Source organism: Paenibacillus sp. Mc5Re-14 (assembly GCF_001049835.1).
Lineage (GTDB): Bacteria > Bacillota > Bacilli > Paenibacillales > Paenibacillaceae > Paenibacillus > Paenibacillus polymyxa_C.
Genome location: NZ_CVPD01000001.1, coordinates 2,906,573 through 2,922,640 on the forward strand (window position 1 = coordinate 2,906,573; position 16,068 = coordinate 2,922,640).

Below are 16,068 nucleotides of genomic sequence, written 5' to 3' on the forward strand. Positions count from 1 at the left end.
CATATATATAAAATAGGGCGTATGTAGACTATCCCTATAAATGAGGAGGAACAAACAGCAGTGGATGCAATATTGTTGGTTGGACATGGAAGTCGGGACCCAGAGGGTAATCAGGAACTACTGGAATTTGCACAGGCGGTGGCAGATCGGGCGCCAGGTACGTGTGTAGAGACCTGTTTCCTAGAGTTGGCACGCCCTAGTATTGCCGAAGGAGTACAGGCGTGTGTGGAGAAAGGGGCGACACGTGTCGTTCTTATTCCGATTATTTTGTTCGCAGCAGTGCACGCCAAAATTGATATCCCGATGGCTATTGATCGGGCAAAGGCAAAATATCCGCAGGTGGAATTTGTATACGGACGCCCGATTGGCGTTCACGAGAAAATCGTTAGCATACTGCTGGACCGCTTGAAAGAGACCCGTCCAGTTGCCGTTCCAGCGGGGATGCATAGCGCGGTGGAGGCATCTGCCGAGGTATCCAACGAAGAAACAGCGGTACTTGTATTAGGACGCGGAAGTAGCGATCCAGATGCGAACAGTGACTTTTTCAAAATCACCCGTATGCTGTGGGAGAAGCTTTCTTATACATGGATAGAAAGCAGCTTTATCGGTGTGACGCAGCCTTCCTTTCCCGATGGCTTGGAGCGTTGTGTACGATTGGGGGCCAAAAAGATTATCGTGCTTCCGTATTTTCTGTTCACTGGGGTGCTGATTAAGCGCATCGAAGAAATGACCCAGGAATTTGCTGAGGCTCACCCTGCATTACAAGTGGAAATGGGCGGATATTTTGGCTTCCATCCTCAATTGGTTGAGCTGGTGCTGGAGCGAGCTAATGAAGGCTTGTTCGGTAAGGTTACGGCTAATTGTGATAACTGCCAGTTCCGTCTGGAAGCTCAGGAGCATCACCATCATCACCACGACCATGACCACGACCACCATCACCACCATGATCACGACCACGACCATCATCACGATCATGATCACCATGCACATGAGCATGATCATCATCACGAGCACCATACACATCACCACGCTCACGATCATGTCCATGCTCACAGCCATAATGACCATGATCACGATCATTCACATACGCCGTCTGTAGTGAACGTAACCGGGCAGGTGAATGGCTCATGATTTTCATGCTGTGTGGAACGAGCGATGCACGGGAATTGGCGCTGCAAATTCGTGACATTGGCTTTAATGTATTGACTTCGGTCGTAACCGAAAGCGCGGCGGCCAGCTTGTCCGAAGCAGGACTGGACGTACGTACAGGCCGAATGACAGCCGACGAAATGGGTGCAATGATTCGGGAGAAGGGGATAAAGGCTGTTGTTGATGCCAGTCATCCTTTTGCAGAGGAAGCACATGCGAATGCGATGGCAGCCGCTCGCGAGTCGGGGGTTCCTTATATCCGCTACGAGCGAACGGGACTAGTGTATGACAATCATCCGTTGCTCCATATCGTTCCTTCCTATGAAGAAGCGGCATTAGAAGCGAAGCAACTCAAAGGCTCTGTCATGCTTACGACGGGCAGTAAGACGCTCGGCACGTTCACCAAGCATTTACTCGGAGATCCGGAGATTCGTCTGGTTGCACGTATGCTGCCGCGTCTGGACAATATGGAGAAATGTGGAGAACTGGGGATGGAGCAAAAAAATATTATTGCTATGCAGGGACCCTTTTCCCGTGAGCTGAACGAAGCACTGTACAAGCACTTTGGTACGACCGTGATGGTCACCAAGGAAAGCGGACGCACAGGAGCAGTGGATGAGAAGGTTCAATCTGCTCTGGACCTGGGTATCCACGTCATTTTAATTTCCAGACCGGAAGTGGAATTTGGAACGGTATTTGATCATTTCGACGGAGTAATTGATGCACTGCGCACAGCAACTGGGAAGATTTCAATTTGAGTTGAGTCAAGTTCCTACAGGTTCAGTTAATCCAGAACGACTGCTGGCATGTATCTAAAATATAGTCATCTTAAAATACGTGTTTTAATAGAAATATCTGTTATTTCAATACACGAGCAGTTATTTTTCCTAAACTTATTTTCCATAAGGGAGTGGTCGATACCATGGACTTTAAAACAGATTTTAAACCGCTAACGGTACAGCCGCAGGAGATTGAGGGTAAAAGCTTCGCGATGATCACAGAAGAATTGGGAGAGCATCCATTTACAGCAGAGCAATATCCCGTTGTACAGCGTGTCATTCATGCATCTGCTGATTTTGAGTTGGGGCGCAGCATGGTATTTCATCCGAAAGCAATTGAAGCCGGAATTGCAGCTATTCGCGCAGGACAGCCGGTGGTAGCAGATGTGCAGATGATTCAGGCGGGGCTGAGCAAGGATCGCATCCGTCAATTTGGCGGGGATGTTCATGTGTACATATCTGACCCGGACGTGATGGAAGAAGCCAAAAGGCTGAACACGACACGCGCCATTATTTCCATGCGCAAAGCGATTCAGGCGGGCGAAGGTGGAATCTATGCGATTGGTAATGCGCCTACAGCGTTGCTGGAGCTGATTCGTTTGGTGAAAGAAGGAGCGGCTAAGCCCGGACTGGTGATTGGTATGCCCGTAGGTTTTGTATCGGCGGCAGAATCCAAGGACGAGCTGCGCAAGCTGGATATTCCGTTCATTACGAATATTGGGCGCAAGGGCGGCAGTACGATTGTCGTAGCGGCATTGAATGCGATCTCCTTAATGGCTGTCCGCTAGATGCGGTTGTCCGTTTGCTGTATCATGAAATGAATTAGAGCATGATCAGCAGAAGAGGTTAAGGAGGAATTGGCATGGAAAAGGAAGCGGCGTCCGCCGACAGGCCCAAACGGATGAAAAGTGGTGAAGCTCCCGCGCCGGACAAGCCGATGCGGTCAGGCTTTACGACGGGGGCTTGTGCGGCTGCAGTAGCCAAAGGAGCGGTACAATTGCTCATTACGGGCATACCGCCGAAGGAAGCGGTGATATCGCTGCCCGCGGGCTTCGATCATGCGTTTGAGCTGATCGAGCCAGTGTTGGATGCGGACGAAGCTTCCTGCACGACGATCAAGGACGGTGGCGATGACCCGGATGCCACGCATCAGGCGAGAATTAGCGCCTCTGTTAGCTGGCGGGAGGAGCCGGGTATTGAGCTGGATGGCGGCGTCGGAGTAGGGCGGGTAACGAAGCCAGGTCTGCCTGTGCCTGTCGGGGAAGCAGCGATCAATCCAGTGCCGCGCCGGATGATTACGGAAGCCGTATCTGGCGTGCTTGAGGAGCACGGATCGGCCAAAGGTGTCCGTGTCGTTATCAGTGTGCCGGACGGTGAAGAAATCGCCAAGAAGACGCTGAACGGACGGCTTGGCATTCTTGGTGGTATTTCCATACTAGGTACACGCGGTGTGGTTGTTCCGTTTTCCACGTCTGCTTATAAAGCCAGCGTGGTGCAGGCTATATCGGTTGCACAAGCGATGAACTGCGAGGAAATTGTCCTGACCACAGGCGGCAGCAGTGAAAAATATGCAATGCAAATGTATGATCAGCTGACGGAAGAAGCCTTTATTCAGATGGGTGACTTTGTCGGCTTTGCAGTCAAGCATGGTAAACGATTAGGAATGAAAAAAATTATTCTCGTCGGTATGCCTGGCAAGCTGTCGAAGATTGCTCAGGGCGTCATGATGGTTCACTCCAAGAGCGCTCCGGTGGATTTTGGATTTTTAGCCGAGGTTGCGTGTGAGGCAGGTGTGGACGAGTCGCTTGCAACGGCAGTAGCTGAGGCGAATACAGCTACGCAGGTAGCGGATATGATGACCGAAGCGAATGCGCTGAGCTTTTTTGAAAAGTTATGTACCTATGGGTGTCAGCATTGCCTGGAGCATGCAGGTGGTGGAATCACCGTAGAAATGGTACTGGTAACGATGAAAGGGAACGTGCTGGGGAGGGCGAGAGTCGGTGAGTAGAGTGATTCGTGTCATTGGTATCGGTGAAAATGGAACGGCAGGTCTGTCGCAGGAGACGCTGGAACAAATTGAGCGTGCCGACCTGCTGGTCGGTGGCGAGCGCCAGCTAGCCTTTTTTGAGGCAGCCGCAGGAGAAAAACGAACATTAAAGAGCGGCTTATCCACCGTGGTGGAAGAATTGGGACGGTTGCGTGAGCACAAGGATATTGTCGTGCTTGCGTCAGGAGATCCGCTTTTTTTTGGCATTGCAGGCTATTTGTCTGCCAAGCTGGGGGCTGAGCACCTGGATATTTTACCTCATCTCAGCTCGGTTCAACTGGCGTTTGCGCGTCTTGGTGAAAGCTGGCAGGATGCGGTGTTGGAAAGTGTACACGGCCGTCCGATGACCGGACTAGCGCAGCGGATCGACGGACAGAACAAGATCGCGCTGCTGACGGACGACCGCAATCATCCCGCCGCGGTTGCCGCTTATCTGCTGCATTTTGGCATGACGGAATATGATGCCTTTGTCGGCGAGCATTTGGGAGGACCGGATGAGGTATATCGGCATTATACGCTGGAGGAGATGTCGCAGGGAACCTTCCAACCCCTGAACGTGGTTGTTTTACGCCGCCGTAAGGGGGAAGACGTACCAGCGATTCGCCGGGGATTTGGCTTCGAGGATGCAGAATTTTACCAGCGCAAGCCGGAAAAAGGACTGATCACGAAGCGTGAAGTGCGCGTATTCAGCTTGTCTGAGCTGCGACTGACCGAGCGAAGTATCGTATGGGACATCGGCGCAGGCTCAGGTTCTGTAGCTGTGGAATGTGCTCGGCTGGCCAAGTACGGGCAGGTATTCGCCATTGAAAAGAACGAAGGCGATTTGGCTAATGTGGAAGCGAACAAGATCAAGTTCCGTACTGATTTTCCAGTGATCCATGCCAAAGCACCAGCCGGGTTGGACGAGCTGCCAGACCCGGATGCCGTGTTTATTGGCGGGAGCGGTGGAGAACTGGCAGAACTGATTCGTCTGTGTGCTTCGCGTCTGCGTAAGGATGGACGAATTGTAGTGAATGCTGCAACCATTGAGACGCTGCATGACGGTATGAAGGCGATGCAAGCAGCAGGACTCGAAACCTCGGTGACGTTACTGCAAACAGCACGTAGCAAGCCGATTTTGAATATGACTCGTTTTGACGGACTCAATCCGATATATGTCATTACAGGGCAGCCGTCGGTGGACGTGGCTGACGGAGCAACAGGGGAGTAAGCTGGTAAATCAAGAGGGGGAGAGACAGCATGAATACGGCGGCAACAGGAACACTTTACGGCGTAGGTGTGGGGCCGGGTGATCCCGAGCTGATTACGGTCAAGGCGTACCGCATGATTCAGGAATGTGCAGTTGTGGCTTATCCGAAGAAACGCCGGGGAGGCAAATCGTATGCTCACGAGATTGTGGAATTATACGTTAACCCGGAGGAAAAGGAGATGTTGGGACTCATTTTTCCAATGACCAAGGACCCAGTTGTACTGGAGCGGGAGTGGAACAAAACGGTGGTTGCTTGCTGGGAGGCTCTGAGCCAAGGAAAGGATGTAGCCTTTGTCACAGAGGGAGACCCTAATCTGTACAGCACCTTTATTCACTTGGCGCGTCTGATGAAGGATCTTCATCCCGAGGTGCCGATTGTATCTATTCCGGGCATCTCTTCTGTATTGGGAGCAGCGGCAGCCCTGGAATTGCCTTTGGCAGACGGAGATCAGCAGGTCGGTATTATTCCGGCTACGGATGATCGGGAAGCGATGAAGCGGGCAATTGAGAATCACGATACGGTTGTATTTATCAAGGTTGCCAAGGTACTGGATTTGATTTTGGATGTACTGGACGAGCTCAACCTCGGGGATCGTGCATCTGTCATTACCAAAGTCACTTCACCTTATGAAATGGTATGGCGTAACGCCTGTGAGCTGCGCGGACAGGAACTTGAATATTTGAGTTTAATGGTGGTGAGCAAATGACGTTGGAGCCAAAAGTATATATCGTAGGAGCAGGTCCTGGCGACCCGGAGTTGATTACGGTCAAAGGCTCACGGATTCTGCGCACGGCAGATGTGGTGTTATACACGGATTCACTTGTGAACGATGAGCTGATTGCTACGGCCAAGCCGGAGGCGCAGGTACTGCAGAGTTCAGGCATGGATCTGGAACGGCAGGTGGAGATTATGAGCGAGGCTGTGCAGGCGGGGCGCAGTGTAGCCCGCGTACATACAGGTGATCCAGCAGTATACGGTGCGATTTTGGAGCAAATGGTGCTGCTGAAGCAGCGCGGAGTAGCCTACGAAATCGTACCGGGCGTCAGCTCGGTCTTTGCTTCTGCGGCAGTGCTGGGTGCAGAGCTAACGGTGCCTGACTTGACGCAGACGGTCATTCTGACGCGTGCCGAAGGCCGTACACCTGTACCGGATCGAGAAAAACTGCGTGATCTGGCATCTCATCACTGTACAGTGGCGCTATTCCTGAGTGCAACGCTGGCGAAGAAGGTAGTCGTTGAGTTTCTGGCGGCTGGCTGGAGCGAGGACACGCCTGTAGCAGTTGTGCAGCGTGCAACCTGGCCGGACCAAAAGATCGTGCGCACGACGCTTGCCCAATTGCCAGCCGATCTGCGCGCAGCGGGCATTACGATGCATGCCATGATTTTGGCAGGTTGGGCGCTCGACCCGGGGCTGGTGGACAAGGACGCACATCGTTCCAAGCTGTATGATAAGTCATTCACCCACGGCTACCGGAAGGGAGTGAAGCCTGGTGAGTAATCCATTTGCCGCTGTGGCGATCACGAAGCATGGAGTCGAGATGGTCCGCAATTTGGGAGCCAGCTTTCCGGGTACGGATGTGTATTACATGTCCAAGTTTGAGCGCGGCGACGAGCAGGAGCGTGGCATTCAATTGTTCGAAGGTTCGGTCAAGCTAATTTTGCCGGATTTATTCAAACAATATAACGGTATCATTTTAATTATTTCCCTCGGTGCGGTGGTTCGTATGATTGCACCGATTTTGGTGGATAAAAAGGTAGACCCCGCCGTGGTCGTCATTGATGATCGCGGAGAACATGTTATTAGCGTACTGTCTGGGCATTTGGGCGGTGCGAATGAATTGACCCGTCATGTAGCTGCTGTACTGGGCGCACGTGCGGTAATCACGACTGCATCGGATGTGCAGGGGACGATTCCGGTGGACATGTTGGGTCGGGAATTGGGCTGGGTAGTCGATAGCTTCGATAAGGCTACTCCTGTAAGCGCCGCTGTTGTGAACGAAGAGCCTGTTGCCTTCATACAAGAGACAGGCGAACGGAACTGGTGGCGTTATGACAAGCCTGTACCTGCGCATATCAAGGTATATGCCTCGATGGCAGAAGCGTTACAAGAATCGTTCAACGCCGCGTTGGTCGTGAGTGACCGCTTGTTGGAGCCTGAGGAAGAGGAGAGGTTTCTTTCTAATGGCGTGCTGTATCGCCCAAAAAGCTTGGTGCTTGGCGTTGGCTGCAACCGGGGAACTGCATTGGAGGAACTGGAGGCGGGTGTGCTGGACACCTTGCAAGAGCTGCGTTTGTCTGTAAAAAGCGTACGGAATATTGCTACGATAGACCTGAAAAAGGACGAAGAGGGCTTGCTTGCCCTTTGCGCCAAATACGGCTGGGAGCTGGTGACTTACACCCCGTCAGAGCTGAACACGGTGCAGCTTCCCAATCCATCGGATACCGTTTTTAAATACACCGGCGCATATGGAGTCAGCGAACCAGCGGCCCTGTTGTCCTCCGGTGCAGACCATTGGCTGCTGGAGAAGAAAAAAAGCGGCAATATGACGTTGTCTGTAGCACGGGTTTCCTATGACTGACGGTATGAAGCAGGCTGTTCAGCCTGATCTGTCTGCCGTTGCGCGCAGAAGTCGTATCGTTGTTGCTGGTACGGGCAGTGGTGCGGGCAAAACCACGGTGACCCTCGGGCTGATGAAGGCGTTCGCCGATAGCGGCTTGCGAGTGCAGGGATTTAAGTGTGGTCCGGATTATATTGATCCGACCTATCATACGGCCGCGACCGGAACGCCTTCCCGTAATCTCGACTCCTGGATGACCTCACCGGATACGGTGCGTGAAACCTTTATCCGCGCATCCGAAGGTGCAGATCTCTGCGTGATTGAAGGCGTCATGGGGCTATATGACGGCAAGGACCCGCTCAGCAATATCGGGTCCACCGCCGAAATTGCCATACTGACGGATAGCCCGGTATTGCTGGTCGTCGACGTGCGCAGCATGGCCCGCAGCGCGGCCGCTATTGTGCTTGGCTTTCAGCGCTTGGAGCCCAAGCTGCGCATTGTGGGCGTAATTGTGAACCGCTGCGGTAGCCAGGGGCATTACGGCATGGTCAAAAAGGCGATCGAGCAAGAGTGCGGCATTCCTGTGCTCGGCTGGTTAAAGCGCGATGACGGGCTGGATATTCCTGAGCGTCATCTGGGCCTGGTGCCTGCTGTAGAACGCGGCGAGCTGGAGCCGCTTTTCCAACGGGCGGCAGAGCTGATTCGCGCGGGTACGGATCTGGATGCACTGCGGGCATTAGCGGATTCGGCTCCGCCGCTCAGGCTGCCCGAGCACCCATTATTTCCTCCGGATCGGCTTCCAACAGCAGGGCATGAAGCCGAGACTGGGGAACGTCCCGTCATTGCTGTCGCCAGAGATGCGGCGTTCAATTTTTACTACCCGGAAAATATGGATTTGCTGCGCCATGCGGGAGCAGAGATCGTCTATTTTAGTCCGCTGGCGGGAGAACGCGTCCCTGAGCACGCCAACGGCCTATATCTGGGTGGCGGCTTTCCTGAGGAGTTTGCGGCAGATATCGCTGCCAATACAGGATTTCTGCAAGATATCCGCAACGCAGTGAGCCAGGATATGCCTGTATTCGCGGAGTGCGGTGGTTATATGGTATTGGCCCGGACGCTTACGGATCGTGCGGGTCACGCCCATCACATGGCCGGGGTTATCCCTTCGGACGTTCGCATGCAGGAGAAGCGGGCTGCATTAGGATACCGGGAAGCAACCGCATTGCAAGATTGCTTGCTGCTGGAGGCTGGAGAGACGATTCGTGGACATGAATTTCATTATTCGGTCATGAGCTATGATGAATCTGCCGCCCCCTATCCCTTTGCCTATCAAACCAAGGGGATGCGCGGACTTCAGAGTGAAGGTTATGCCAAAGGGAACCTTTTGGCAGCCTACACACACATTCATCTCGCTTCTCTACCCAAGGCAGCAGCACGCTGGGTTGAAAAATGTCGGGCTTACCAATAAAACACAAAAAAGCCGGGTCCCTATAAGGGTCCGGCTGTTCTAAATAAAGTAAATTAAATCTTACATAACATGGAAGCGTATACATTGTTTTTTGGACGATTCGCCTACATAAGCTTTTTCAGTTGGGAAATCCTTCCCTGACTCACGCCAAGCATGGAAGCAAGTTGTTTTTGTGAAGATGCCGGATGTTCTTCCATAAGCTCTCTCATTTTCTCCAAAATAACATCCGTGCGCTGATAAATCTTTTTCATATGCATGTTTTGCTTCAGTGGAGGTGACTGGGTTTCAGTCGCTGTGACTGGAAGTAAATCTTCGGTTTTCATCGAGGTGGCACATGCATCGCAGATAAACTGATCTTTAAAATAGGTGTTGGTATCAACCGAACCGCAAAATATACAATTGGTTGATTTGTACTTACGGAGCATGAGTGTTTGGCCTTCAATAAAAAACTCTAATGGATCGCCGATGTCAATCTCCATCGTCATGCGCAACTCTTTAGGAAGCACAATTCGTCCCAAGCTGTCCAAGGGCCGGGTCATTCCAGTCCTTTTCATTCATGCAACCTCCCCAGTGTTTTAAGATTTATAGAATGTATAAGCTTTGAGGCAATTCTTATCAATTCTATAACCGCAAGCATAGATTTCTTACGAAAAGCGGCCCCTTATTGCTAATAAAGCATGGACGCACTTTTTTTCTTACGAGTATACCATAAACGGGCGGAATCGCCAGCGTTCATGTTTATAAATTTATAATTAGTTTATTCCGAGCGAACATATATGCTATAATCTTCTGCTAAAGGATTTAATAGGCCGTCTGTAGAATTATTTATATATGCCGTAGCTTGGACAACGATGGCGGTGTTATGGGAAAAAGATGAGGGCCAAAGGAATTTTTTAGAGCTTTTTGACCCCAAAACAAGAGACCGTTGGCACGGGACCCGCCTTTAAAGTCCTTATATACAAGTCAGGCAAGGAGGATTTATGATGGAAAAAAGAAAAGCATTGCTGCTAGGAGATTATTCATATCCAGAGTTTCACCCGCTACAAGGGGTGGACGAAGAGATTAGCCATATTTTACAAGATTGGATGACGGTACAATGCAGTGAAAATCGTAAAATGCTGCTCAAGGAAAATCTAGCCTCATTCGATCTATGCATCTCGTATTGTGATAGCCGTAAGGAGGTTCTGTCTCCTCAACAAACAGCAGGACTGCTGTCCTACGTCAGCGGCGGAGGTGGACTGCTTGTGCTGCATAACGGGATTACATTGCAAGGACGGTATGAAATTGCACAGCTCATGGGAGCACGTTTCCTGCGACATCCGGCAGCGGAGCAGCTTTCCTTCAAGGTAACAGAGCCGGATCATCCGATTATGGAAGGGATCGAGCCGTTCGAGATTCAGGAGGAGCCGTATCGTTTTGATTTTGACCCATTCACCGAAAAAACACTGTTGATGGAATACGAGTATGAAGGTCAGTGGTGGCCGGCTGCATGGTCATTGTCCTATGGCTTGGGCCGGGTCGTCTACCTGATGCCAGGACATAATCAGCCAAGTTTCCAGCACGAGGGATACCGTAAGCTGCTGCTTCAGGCTGCTAAGTGGGCCGGACGCTTTCCGGGTTAAGTATAATCATTCATTCCAACCATTATGGGAGGGGAGCTGCGAGCTTTATGCGGCTCCCCTTTTCAGGTTATACTATAGGTAATCACAGGTAGGGGAGGATATATTATGAGCGATTTGTTCAAAAAAGCCATCTCATTGGGGTGGGGCCTCACCGTTGTCAGCAAAGAAAAGGTGGAGAAAGCCGTCGAGGATCTTGTAAATCGGGGAGAACTTGCGCCCTCGGAATCCAAAGCGCTGGTCGATCGTCTGATCGAACGAGGAGCAGAGGAGCAGGGACAATTCAAAACTATGATCCGCGAGCAGGTTAGCCGCATTTTGCAGGAACTGGAAGTGCCTACCGAAAATGATGTCACAAGTTTGGAGCAGCGTGTGGCATTGTTGGAAAAACAGGTAGCGGAGCTGGAAAAAGAAAAGGCGGCGCTTACGGGTTCGAGTGACGCTGAAGAAGCGAACCGGTTGGATTAAAATGGCCGTTCGCATGAAGCACGCCGGTCGTTACCGGGAAATTGCCATGGCGCTGGCGCGTCATGGCTTTGGTTATATGGTGGAAGAAATGGGACTGTTCCAGCTGCTATCCCTGCCCCGCAAGTGGCTGACGAGAGAAACCCCCGAGTCGAAAACGCTAGGTGAACGGATTCGGCTTGTGCTGGAGGACCTGGGGCCTGCATTCATCAAGCTTGGACAGTTGGCAAGTACACGTGCTGATCTGCTGCCAGAGCCTATTATTCGCGAACTGGTTAAGCTCCAGGATCAGGTACCGCCTTTTTCGCCTGAAACAGCGCGTGGCATTCTGGAACAGGAGCTGGATACGTCATTGGAGAACATACTGGTTCGTTTTGACGATGATCCGCTGGCGGCTGCTTCGATTGGGCAAGTGCACCTGGGCAAGCTGCACAGCGGTGAAATGGTTGCCATTAAAATCCAGCGCCCAGGCGTTAATCGCATCATCCGGCGGGATTTGGACATTTTACGGGAACTGACCGCAATGGCAGCCAAGCGCTGGGAATGGGTGGAGCGTTATCAGCTTCGCCAGATGGTGGAAGAGCTAGGGAGATCGCTCATTCAGGAGCTGGATTACAACCATGAAGCCCGTAACACAGAGAAGATTGCGCTCCAATTTGAGCAGGACCCACATATCTATATTCCGAAAATATACTGGGATCATACCTCCTCACGTATACTGACCATGGAGTTTCTGGACGGGACTCACTTGGGGAGTCGTGAAGAGTTATTACACCGTGGCTACAACTTGAAAGAACTGGCGCAGCGGCTGGTCAACAGCATGCTGCATCAAATTTTTATAGAGGGCTTTTTTCATGCCGATCCCCATCCAGGCAATTTGCTCGTCCTGAGAAATGGAAGTCTCGCCTACTTGGATTTTGGCATGGCGGGTAGGCTGAGCGAAGAGATGAAGAATCATCTCGCTTCCCTCATGATCGCCCTGATGCGCAAAAATACCGATGCAATGGTTCGGGCCATCGAGCGACTGGGGCTGGTCGACCCGGATGCTGACCTGAATGCGCTGCGAGCTGATCTGGACAAGATACGCGAAGATTACTCGGACGTTCCTTTCTCACAGGTCAGTATTGGCGATGCCTTGAACGACCTGTTTGGCGCAGCACAGCGCCATCGGATTGGTTTGCCATCGGATGTCCTGCTGCTTGGCAAAGCGCTGCTGACACTGGAAGGGGTCGTAGAGCATTTGGACCCCGATCTCAGTATTATTGCTTTGGCCGAGCCTTTTGGCAACAAGTTGTTGAAGGAACGCTTCAGCGGTCGTCGGATTCGGGGCAAGCTGTTGGGTGGTGCGACCGAGCTGGTGGAGACACTGATGGAACTGCCGAGACAGACGAGGCATCTGACCTCAATTATCAGCAAGGGTAAGCTCAAACTGGAAGTTACCGTACCAGAGCTGGAACAGCTTTTGCGCAAGCTGGATCAGATCAGCAATCGCTTGTCATTCAGTATTGTGCTGTTGGCGTTCAGCATCATTATGGTCGGACTGATTATCGGTTCATCACTAAATCATCAGGCGACCATGCTGTGGAACGTACCTGCGATTGAAATTGGCTTTGTCGTAGCGCTCTTAATGGTTGCCTTTTTACTATATTCTATTTTTAAATCAGGAAGATTCTAGATACCGACTACAAAGGAGGCGTCATGGATACTCATAAGATGAACACAGCCTTAATGAATACTCTTGAAATTACAGATGTACCGTGGCACCGCCTGACTACTCCTTATGGTAGGGGGACGGACTTGCCGCATTTAATATCCAATGGGGAGTATGCAGCCATCGCTGATCTGATAGAACATCAAGGTACATTGTGGCAGGTTACCCCATGGGCGCTACTATTCTTATTGCGGAATATGCATGCGAGAAGACCGGAGGATATCACGCTGAGTGAGTTGGAGTTGTACCATACGGTTGTTCAAGCATTGGACATAGAAAATCTACAAGCGGACTCACAGGAGTCTGTGGAATCCTTGACCATGCTGCTAGATGAGAAATATTTATGGCCGGCAGACAGCGATCCAGAAGAAGATGAACTGGAGTGGGAAGAGGAAGAAGCACGTGGCTATGATCTGGTAGCTTTTTGGAGCTATTATGACTATAGCTGTCGGCTACTAAAGCAAGCGCTCCCTGATTTTGAGAGCTTGCTCCAGCGCTATGCGGACTCTGAGATTGCTGAATCTCTATCGGAGCTTGTACAGCAATTACGAAAAATTTAAATATAAGAAAACGAATTAAACAAGCTATGAACGGAAACTAAACTTTTGCTAAGGAGTGATTTTAGTGGCAAAAAAATTAACGGATATACATCGAATACGTCTCCTAAGTCTCCTTCGTGATATTGGGTTCGAACCATCAAAAGTTACTATTGAGAACAAACAGGGGGAAACGGAAGTCATTGATTTAGAGTCCCCGTTACCCAAAGGGTTGCAAGCTGTTTTGAATTCCCGAGGTAGCCTGAGCAAGGAACAGTTGCTAGAAATTGAGGAGAGTGTTAAGCAATCCAGGGAGGATTGGGATTAGATGGGATATTTATTTGATACGAATGCAGCTATTGCCCTTCATAGACTTGATACATCCTTGGATAAAGTAATACAACAAGCTGAGAAAGATAAAGAAAATATTTTCTTTTCTGATAACTCAGTCCGAGTTTATAGCTGGATTGTCCACTGAAACAGACTTAAGCTCGATACCTTTTCTTAGCGGGGAATTTATTGAAGTTAATTCAGAAATCGCAATTAAAGCGGGTCGTATCAGAAGAGAACAATAGGATAAGTTTGTAAGAAGACTTAAGACCCCAGATGCTTTGATTCTTGCGACAGCTATTATAAACCAATTGGTATTGGTTACGGCGGATCAAGATTTACAGTTCGCAGAATCAGAGTATGAAGTTAAGGTGATAAACTTTAGTAGGTTGGAAGCTTAGAATTGCGAAAAAATTTTAAATATAAGAAAACGAACCAGATAAAGAAAACGGGCGATATTTCAAGTAAATAGATGTTTTCTTTCTGTAAACAGCCTTTTAACTCATTCGTCTCTACAATTCCCTTGCGTTATAATGATGGACTGGATGTAACGGAACGGGTTCGTTTGAGAGAGACGAGCTGAATGATAGGAGAGCCTTGGCGATTGACCGCTGGACGGATGCCCAAAGCAATATCGGGTTGCAGGTCAAGATGCTGTTCTCTGTGAATATAGGAGGCTGGAACGAAACAGTATGAATCTTAAACAACAATGGTTCGGTAATATCCGGGCTGATATACTTGCGGGCATGACTGTGGCGCTGGCGCTGATTCCGGAGGCGATTGCCTTCTCAATCATTGCAGGTGTCAACCCCATGGTCGGACTGTATGCCTCCATCTCGATGGCCATCGTCATTTCTTTTGCAGGCGGACGTCCGGCGATGATCTCGGCAGCAACCGGGGCTGTAGCTGTACTGGTTGTTGGTCTGGTCAAAGATTATGGCGTGGAGTATTTATTTGCAGCTACTATTTTGGCTGGGATCATTCAGGTGCTGCTGGGTGTTTTGAAAATAGGTCGCTTTATAAGCTTTATTTCGCAACCGGTCATGACCGGGTTTGTGAATGCGCTGGCGATCCTCGTCTTTATGGCGCAGCTCACCCACTTTCATGGAGCGAATTGGATCATGTACGCGATGGTAGCGGGAACATTGCTCATTGTGTATATTTTACCGAGATTTGTGAAAAGCGTTCCCGCTCCATTGACAGCAATTATTATCATGACGATCATTACGTATGTATTTGGATTGAATGTCAAAACGGTAGGAGATATCGGTACGTTAACCAGCTCGCTGCCCTCATTCCATTTGCCACAAATTGAGTGGTCGTGGCACACGTTGCGGATTTTGCTGCCGTATTCCTTTACGATGGCGCTAGTTGGACTGCTGGAATCACTGCTGACAGCCAGTATTTTGGATGAAATGACCGAAACGAAAAGCAATAAAAACCGGGAAGCCCGTGGGCAAGGGATTGCCAACTTTGTAAATGGCTTTTTTGGGGGTATGGGTGGCTGTGCTATGATTGGACAATCCGTCATTAATGTCAGCTCAGGCGGAAGAGGACGTCTATCCACTTTCACGGCTGGGGTGTTCTTGGCCTTTCTGCTGCTCGTGCTTGGTGGTGTTGTAAAGGAAGTGCCTATGGGCGCATTGGTGGGAGTCATGTTCATGGTGTGTATCGGAACCGTAGATTGGAAGTCGCTTCGAAACATCGCGAAGGTACCCAAAGCAGATACGTTTATTATGGTAGTCACGGTCATTATCGTGGTGGCTACGCATGATTTGTCCAAGGGTGTGATCGTAGGTGTACTGTTGAGTGCCCTGCATTTTGGCTGGAAAATGGCTAAAATCCGTATCAGTACGACTGAGGATCATGAAGCAAAGGTGTACCATGTCAGGGGGCCGATGTTTTTCGCCTCAACGACTCATTTTGTCGATCATTTTGAACCTTCGGATGATCCAGAGCGCGTTGTGGTGGACTTTAGCCATTCACATGTGTGGGATCACTCGGCGGTTACTGCCATTGGCAAGGTGCTGCAAAAATACAGAAACTCAGGTAAAACTATTACCCTGCAAGGGTTAAATGAGGAAAGCCGTTTAATTGTGGAGAAGCTCGGTGGTCCTGTAGTTACAGAGCCGATCATGTGATGAATCATATAGCATA

Annotated in this window: 18 protein-coding genes; 17 read left to right on the top strand and 1 reads right to left on the bottom strand. The window is 50.3% G+C overall.

The window, feature by feature from the left end:
- Positions 1–60 precede the first annotated feature (60 nt).
- The 9 genes from BN1546_RS13210 to BN1546_RS13250 all read left to right on the top strand — a co-directional run bounded on the left by BN1546_RS13210 (position 61) and on the right by BN1546_RS13250 (position 9,250).
- Complete coding sequence (locus BN1546_RS13210; RefSeq protein ID WP_090737879.1) at positions 61–1,131, top strand: sirohydrochlorin chelatase; 1,071 nt, start codon at positions 61–63, stop codon at positions 1,129–1,131.
- The gene (gene cobK / locus BN1546_RS13215) at positions 1,128–1,907 is read left to right on the top strand and encodes a precorrin-6A reductase (protein ID WP_058711252.1); all 780 of its coding nucleotides are present in this window, start codon (positions 1,128–1,130) and stop codon (positions 1,905–1,907) included. Before BN1546_RS13210 ends, cobK begins: the two co-directional genes overlap by 4 nt.
- 164 nt (positions 1,908–2,071) lie before the next feature.
- Complete coding sequence (locus BN1546_RS13220; RefSeq protein WP_013373522.1) at positions 2,072–2,716, top strand: precorrin-8X methylmutase; 645 nt, start codon at positions 2,072–2,074, stop codon at positions 2,714–2,716.
- Between the two features lie 74 nt (positions 2,717–2,790).
- Positions 2,791–3,936, top strand: coding sequence for a cobalt-precorrin-5B (C(1))-methyltransferase (locus BN1546_RS13225; protein ID WP_090737881.1), 1,146 nt, complete (start codon positions 2,791–2,793; stop codon positions 3,934–3,936).
- Positions 3,929–5,185, top strand: coding sequence for a precorrin-6y C5,15-methyltransferase (decarboxylating) subunit CbiE (cbiE, locus tag BN1546_RS13230; protein WP_090737883.1), 1,257 nt, complete (start codon positions 3,929–3,931; stop codon positions 5,183–5,185). Before BN1546_RS13225 ends, cbiE begins: the two co-directional genes overlap by 8 nt.
- A gap of 29 nt (positions 5,186–5,214) precedes the next feature.
- The gene (cobI, locus tag BN1546_RS13235; protein WP_090737885.1) at positions 5,215–5,931 is read left to right on the top strand and encodes a precorrin-2 C(20)-methyltransferase; all 717 of its coding nucleotides are present in this window, start codon (positions 5,215–5,217) and stop codon (positions 5,929–5,931) included.
- Positions 5,928–6,722, top strand: coding sequence for a precorrin-4 C(11)-methyltransferase (gene cobM, locus BN1546_RS13240; protein WP_013373518.1), 795 nt, complete (start codon positions 5,928–5,930; stop codon positions 6,720–6,722). The genes cobI and cobM overlap by 4 nt, the downstream gene beginning before the upstream one ends.
- Complete coding sequence (locus BN1546_RS13245) at positions 6,715–7,803, top strand: cobalt-precorrin 5A hydrolase (protein WP_090737887.1); 1,089 nt, start codon at positions 6,715–6,717, stop codon at positions 7,801–7,803. Before cobM ends, BN1546_RS13245 begins: the two co-directional genes overlap by 8 nt.
- Positions 7,796–9,250 carry a cobyrinate a,c-diamide synthase gene (locus BN1546_RS13250; protein WP_090737889.1) on the top strand — a complete coding sequence of 485 codons (1,455 nt, stop codon included), beginning with the start codon at positions 7,796–7,798 and terminating at the stop codon, positions 9,248–9,250. The genes BN1546_RS13245 and BN1546_RS13250 overlap by 8 nt, the downstream gene beginning before the upstream one ends.
- 104 nt (positions 9,251–9,354) lie before the next feature.
- Here the strand turns inward: BN1546_RS13250 and BN1546_RS13255 are convergent, their stop codons facing one another.
- Entirely contained in the window at positions 9,355–9,804 is a 450-nt protein-coding gene (locus tag BN1546_RS13255; RefSeq protein WP_013373515.1) for an AbrB/MazE/SpoVT family DNA-binding domain-containing protein, read from the bottom strand.
- Positions 9,805–10,233: 429 nt separating this feature from the next.
- On the opposite strand from BN1546_RS13255, the gene BN1546_RS13260 reads away from it, so the two are divergent.
- From BN1546_RS13260 to BN1546_RS13290, 8 genes are all read left to right on the top strand, one after another.
- Positions 10,234–10,872, top strand: a complete 639-nt coding sequence (locus BN1546_RS13260; RefSeq protein WP_017428602.1) for a ThuA domain-containing protein — start codon at positions 10,234–10,236, stop codon at positions 10,870–10,872.
- A 105-nt stretch (positions 10,873–10,977) separates the two neighbouring features.
- Positions 10,978–11,337: a phasin family protein gene (locus BN1546_RS13265; protein ID WP_013373513.1), complete on the top strand. Its 360-nt coding sequence runs from the start codon at positions 10,978–10,980 to the stop codon at positions 11,335–11,337.
- 1 nt (position 11,338) lies between these two features.
- The gene (locus BN1546_RS13270; RefSeq protein WP_040102671.1) at positions 11,339–13,009 is read left to right on the top strand and encodes an ABC1 kinase family protein; all 1,671 of its coding nucleotides are present in this window, start codon (positions 11,339–11,341) and stop codon (positions 13,007–13,009) included.
- Between the two features lie 23 nt (positions 13,010–13,032).
- The gene (locus tag BN1546_RS13275; RefSeq protein ID WP_090737891.1) at positions 13,033–13,605 is read left to right on the top strand and encodes a hypothetical protein; all 573 of its coding nucleotides are present in this window, start codon (positions 13,033–13,035) and stop codon (positions 13,603–13,605) included.
- 64 nt (positions 13,606–13,669) lie between these two features.
- On the top strand, positions 13,670–13,909 hold the full coding sequence (locus BN1546_RS13280; RefSeq protein ID WP_016822811.1) for a hypothetical protein: 240 nt from the start codon (positions 13,670–13,672) through the stop codon (positions 13,907–13,909).
- On the top strand, positions 13,910–14,059 hold the full coding sequence (locus BN1546_RS27860) for a hypothetical protein (RefSeq protein ID WP_255305342.1): 150 nt from the start codon (positions 13,910–13,912) through the stop codon (positions 14,057–14,059).
- Positions 14,060–14,192: 133 nt separating this feature from the next.
- Positions 14,193–14,312, top strand: coding sequence for a PIN domain-containing protein (locus tag BN1546_RS28500; protein ID WP_369690580.1), 120 nt, complete (start codon positions 14,193–14,195; stop codon positions 14,310–14,312).
- Between the two features lie 291 nt (positions 14,313–14,603).
- Positions 14,604–16,052: a SulP family inorganic anion transporter gene (locus BN1546_RS13290; RefSeq protein WP_090737893.1), complete on the top strand. Its 1,449-nt coding sequence runs from the start codon at positions 14,604–14,606 to the stop codon at positions 16,050–16,052.
- The last annotated feature ends 16 nt before the right edge of the window (positions 16,053–16,068 follow it).